The sequence below is a fragment of the Protofrankia sp. Cr2 genome, assembly GCF_963555885.1.
GTDB lineage: Bacteria > Actinomycetota > Actinomycetes > Frankiales > Frankiaceae > Protofrankia.
Genome location: NZ_CAUVXG010000043.1, coordinates 1 through 5,492, shown reverse-complemented (window position 1 = coordinate 5,492; position 5,492 = coordinate 1). Strand labels below are relative to the sequence as shown.

The window sequence follows — 5,492 nt, the reverse complement described above, 5'->3', positions numbered from 1 at the left end:
CTCCGGGGCCGTGGAGATCCCTGAAACCGTGCGCGATGTGGTGCAGTGGCGCCTGAGCCGGCTGTCCCCCCAGTGCCGGCCGGCCCTCGCCGTCGCGTCGGTGATCGGCCACGAGTTCGACCTCGACGTCCTGGCCGCCGCGGCACCGATCGATGACCTCGACCTGCTCGACCTGCTCGATGAGGCCGGGCAGGCCGGCCTGGTACACGAGGCTTCCGACGCCCCCGCGCGCTACGTCTTCGCTCACTCGGTGGTGCGCCGGGTGCTGCGCGACGGTCTGGGCCGTACCCGTACCGCACGGCTGCACCGGCGGATCGCCGACATTCTGGCGGACCGACCGGGAACGGCGCCGGCCGAGCTCGCCCACCACTACTGGGAGTGCTCGGACCCGGCTGTCGCCGACCGAAGCACCCACTACGCGCGCCTCGCCGGCGACCGAGCGCTGCAGGAGGCGGCTTTCGACAGCGCGGTATTCCACTACAGCCGGGCGCTGGATGTCCTGGACCGGCACGGAGGAGGCAGCGAGACGCTGCGGTGCGAGCTCCTGCTCACCCTTGGCGATGCCCACGGCCGGGCCGGGGAGTATCCGGCGCGGGACGCACGCTTCGAGCGGGCAGCCGCGGTCGCCCGCTCGGCCGGTACGGGTACGGGTACGGACGCGGGTGCGGGTGCGGGTGCGTTGTTCGTCCGCGCGGCGCTCGGCTACGGCGGGGTCCTGCCGGCGGCGGTGAGCCCGGACGCGCAGGCACGGGCGCTTCTCACCGAGGCGCTGGAACGACTCGGTGACGCTGACAGTCCCCCACGCGCCAGGGTGCTCGGACGGCTGGCTCACTGGGCCCACTACGAGCGGCCCTACTGCGAGCGGGTGGCCATCTGCGACGAGGCGGAGACGATCGCCCGTCGGTTGGATGACCAGGCGACCGTCGCCGCCGTCCTGTACCACCGTTGCTGGGCCCTGGATGGCCCCCGCGACGTCGACGACCAGCTCGCCGCGGCCACCGAGATCCTGCGGCTCGGCGAAGAGCTTGGTGACCACGAACTACTGCTCGAGGGATTACGGGTCAGGCTCACCGCACGCTTCCGGCGGGGTGACTTCGAGCTGGCCACAGACACCGCGGCCACTCTCGCGGGTCTCGCCCGGGAGCTGCGCCATCCCGAGTTTCTACGGATGGCGACCATGTGGGACGTTGTCGTCGCCGCGCTTGAAGGCCGGCACGCCCATGCGCAGGTCCACTCCGACGAGTTGCGCGCCCGGCTTCACCAGATCGGCCATCCCCAAACCGAACTGATCTCCATCGGCCAGGCGATTCCCACGATGTGGCTACGCGGCGGCCTAGGCGATACCGCGGGTTTCATCGACGACATCGCCGCCCGATGGCCGGAGATGCGAATCTGGCCGGCACTCAAGGCGTGGGTCGGCGCCGAGCTGGGAGCCGACGAGGAGGTCAGAACGATCCTCGGCGCCATCTCACCGAGCACCCCGGCCACGCTCGACGAGAACTACCTGTGGTGGGGGACGATCGTCGCGCTCACCCGCGCGGCCATCTCGGTCGGCGACCAAGTCTGGGCGCAGGCCCTCTACGACCTCGCGCTGCCCTTCGCCCGTCACAACGCGACCATCGGTCTGGCGGCCTTCCTCGGTGCGGTGGCCCACCATCTCGGTGTGCTCGCGGGCACGCTCAGACGGTGGGACGCCGCCTGCGCGCACCTTGAGGCAGCGCTGGAACGCCACCAGACCATGTCAGCCCGACCGTTCGTCGCGCTGACACAGGTGGAGTACGCGGGCATCCTGGTCTCCCGTAATGCCCCCGGCGACCGGGAACGCGCCCGCGACCTGCGTGCGGCCGCCCTCGCGACGGCTGCCGATCTGGGCCTCGAAACGGTCCGGACGATCGCCGCACGGATGACCCTCGACTGATCACCGGCCGGGCATCACCGGCCGGTGATCAGAGCGTGGCGGTGGGCTCGAGATGGCTCAGGATGAAGGGGTAGACGTCACGGTCTGCATCCTGACCGATGATCGCGTCAAGGTGGGCGTAACCGGGTAGCAGGCTGCGGCTGTACAGGCCGGGGCCGTTGGCCTCGCGGAGCCAGTGCATGGTCCGCGCGCTTCCGTCCGGTAGAAAGATGTAGTTGTCCGTTCCCTGCAGGAAGCGGATGGGTAGCCGCAGGAACTCCGCGTTCGTGGTGTAGACGTCCTGGCCACGGTCATCGACGGCCCTACTCCCCCGCATCATCAACGCCAGGTGCCGCAACGCGGTGAGGTTACCGACACCGAACATGTCGTTGAGCGCCTCATGGGTCGCCTGGTTCAGTCGCGCGTGGCGATGGGTGCAGCCGTAGATGGCGTTGATCCAGCGGCACAGCGCCTGACCGCATCGTTCGGAACCGGCCATCGGCAGCGCCCGCAATGCCAGGTCGACCGCGATGCCGGGCGGGGTGAACCGCCCCGGCCGGACAAGGCTCAGGCCGACACCGCCCAGCAGCTCCCCGACGCGCACCGCGGCCTTGAACCGGTTCAGCGGCGAAGTGACCGGATGCAGCGTGAACTGCGCGCAGACCGCCGAACGGACGTCGGGCAGTTTGCCGACCGCCAGGGCCATCAGCAGTGACGCCGAACCCACACAGTGCCCGTAGGCCTGCACACTCGGCGCCGCGGTGACCCGGCGGACCTCGTCGACGGCGGCCGGCCAGTCCTGCGTGGCGATGACGTCGATGCTGAACTGGCCCGCTGACGAGGGCAGCGCGATGGATGCGCGGTAGTCGAACAACCACACGTCGTATTGCTGCTCGACGAGGAACTCGGTCAGGTTGGTGCGGATCGTGTCCGCCAGGAACGCCGACGTCGACATGCCGAATCCGGAGGCCAGCAGGACCGGCCCCTTGGTCCCGCCCTGGTACCGGATGAGCCGCAGCCAGCCGTCCATCCCCACTTCGGTTCCCTCATGCCAACGGCCGCCCGCACCGCACCACCGAACCTCGGGAACCGGCAGCCGTAGCTGCCGGCGCGACGGCCGCCCTGAAGGACGACTGGGCGCGGCGGGAAAACGGCGGGCCTCGTCCAGCGGGCCACCGTAGATCCGCAGCAGGTATCCGGCGAATAGCTTGTGAACCGCCAGTTCGTACGACCGGCGGCGGCCGGCGGGGACGCCCAGCACCTCCACGGCCCGCAGATTCCGGACGAAGTCCGCGAACGCGATACGCGCAATGCCCACGCCGAGTGTCCCAGCGGTGACCGAGCCCACGGTGAAGTAGAGGGTTGTCGCATCCGACCACGCATCGAAACCGGGACGGTCGTGCAGAACCTTGAATCCGTCGAGAACGTAGCCCTCACCGTCAGCTGCGACCAGTGACAGCCGATAACGTACGTGCCAGGTCTCGACCTGCTCGACTACGGGTTCGAACAGCACGACTTCGCCGCCGACGATCGTCAGCGGATCCGCGGACAGCACCGGTATCCGCACGCTGCCCGACGGACGCCCCGGCGTGGCATGGTCCTGAACAAGCGCGTCGGCGTCCTCGAAGTCAACCGTGAGGACTATCTCGACCGACGTTCCCTCGGACTGCCCGAGAAGATCATTGGAGCCCGCGAGCGCGTCGACGAAACCGTGATCGGCCGTCCCCTGACCGGCGGACCAGCCGGCCTGGAAATCCTCGGTCACCCCGGTCGACAGATAGCCCGTCAACCGCTCGCGTAACCGCAGGGCCGGGCGAGGCGGTTGATCCCGATCCGACGGCTGGTCGGACGACGGAACCTCCGGCGTGGAAAGACCGGTCATAATCTCTCCCCCATATCACTGCAGGACCCTGCCATGTCACCGCGTGGCCGACGTGGCCGACGTGGCCGACGTAGCCGACGTAGCCGACGTGGCCGACGTAGCCGACGTAGCCGACGTGGCCGACGTAGCCGACGTAGCCGCGATGCCCATCGATGCTGAGTTCGCCGAGCACGGTCCCATGCCCGCATCGGCTACGTCACTATCCGCCAGCCGACATGGCGCTGACATGCGGCACTTCTGCCCGAGCGCCGCTATCCCAACGCGTCGAGTACCCACCGACCCACCTCGGTTATCGTGCCGGCCCCCAGGGTCAGCAGCAGGACGCCGTCCGGCGCGGCCGGCAGACTGACCGACAGGTCGCTGGCGAGCCGGTCGGTGAGTTCCGCCCATGGGACGTAGTACGTCGTCTCCGGCACGAAGATCTTCTTGGCGAGGTCGCAGGCGTGCAGCCCCAGGGTGTCGTGCTCACGAGCGGCGTAGATATCGGTGACGTACACCCGGTCGGCGTCGGTGAACGCCTCGGCGAAATCATCCATCAGTGCGGCCAGCCGGCTGAACGTGTGCGGCTGCACGGCAACCCACACCCGGCGCGAGCCGGCCCGCTGGCGGGCCGCTGCCAGCGTCACCCGGATCTCGGTCGGGTGGTGGGCGTAGTCATCGACGATCTCCAACGGTCCATGGCGGTCGGTCGATGCGGCGGTGCCGACCCGCTCGAACCGGCGGGCCGCACCGGTGTAGGTCGCAAGGGTCGCGAGAGTGTCGGGTACGGCAAGACCCCGCTCCGCGGCGACGGCGAGCGCCGCGAGCGCGTTGAGAACGGTGTGGACGCCCGGCAACGCAAGCGTGAGCGTCCCGATGTCGTGCCCGTCCCGGCTGACCGTGGCCTGGATGCCGCCGTCCGGCGTCGGGCGCGGATCCACCGCCCGCCAGGTCCGGGCGGCTTGGAGACCGTAGTCGACGACTCTGGCATGCCCGGCCGGCAGGGCCGCGAGCACCGCCTGAACGCCGGGATGGTCCCCGCAGACGACCAGCGTCCCGCCGGGGCGAACCCGCGCGGCGAACGCGGTGAAGGCCGCGCGCACGGCCGCCTCATCGGGGAAGAGGTCGGGGTGCTCCCACTCGACGTTGGTGATCACAGCAAGCGCGGGGTCGAGGTTCGCGAACGCCCCGCCGTACTCATCGGCCTCCAGGACGAACAGCGCTCCGGCTCCGACCAGGGCGTTGCCACCGAGCTGCGCGACCTCGGCGCCGATCACCGCGGTCGGGTCGACCCCGGCGGCCCGCAGCACCAGGGCGAGCATGGCCGACGTGGTGGTCTTGCCGTGCGAGCCAGCGACCGCGAGCAGGTCGTAGCCGGCGGTCAGTTGCGGCAGCCAGTCGCTGCGGCGGCGGACCGGAACACCGCACCGCCGCGCAGCCGCCAGCTCGGGATGGTCATCGGGGAACGCGCTGGACACCACGACGACGTCCACGCCGGCCAGTTCCGCGGCCAGCACGGCCGGGTCGGTGACGGCTCCGACCCGTACCCGGGCGCCGGCGGCGCGCAGAGCGTCCAGGCGGGGTGCGTCCTGGGCGTCGCTGCCGCTGACCATCCCGCCACGGGCCAGGTGGATGTGGGCGAGCGCGGACAGGCCCGCCCCGGCTATTCCGAGGAAGCGAACGTGCTGAGGGTTCTCACCGGTCACGACAGGCAGTGAACACCACGCCGGGCCC

At 70.2% G+C, this 5,492-nt stretch carries 3 protein-coding genes; 1 reads left to right on the top strand and 2 read right to left on the bottom strand.

Annotated features, from left to right (window positions below):
* A partial coding sequence (locus U9978_RS17620) for a hypothetical protein (protein WP_322762238.1) occupies positions 1-1,918 on the top strand: 1,918 nt, incomplete at its 5' end.
* 28 nt (positions 1,919-1,946) lie between these two features.
* Here the strand turns inward: U9978_RS17620 and U9978_RS17615 are convergent.
* Both U9978_RS17615 and murC read right to left on the bottom strand, forming a co-directional pair.
* Positions 1,947-3,779 carry a hypothetical protein gene (locus tag U9978_RS17615; RefSeq protein WP_322762237.1) on the bottom strand — a complete coding sequence of 611 codons (1,833 nt, stop codon included), beginning with the start codon at positions 3,777-3,779 and terminating at the stop codon, positions 1,947-1,949.
* A 251-nt stretch (positions 3,780-4,030) separates the two neighbouring features.
* On the bottom strand, positions 4,031-5,492 hold a 1,462-nt coding region (gene murC / locus U9978_RS17610; protein ID WP_416211017.1), incomplete at its 5' end, for a UDP-N-acetylmuramate--L-alanine ligase.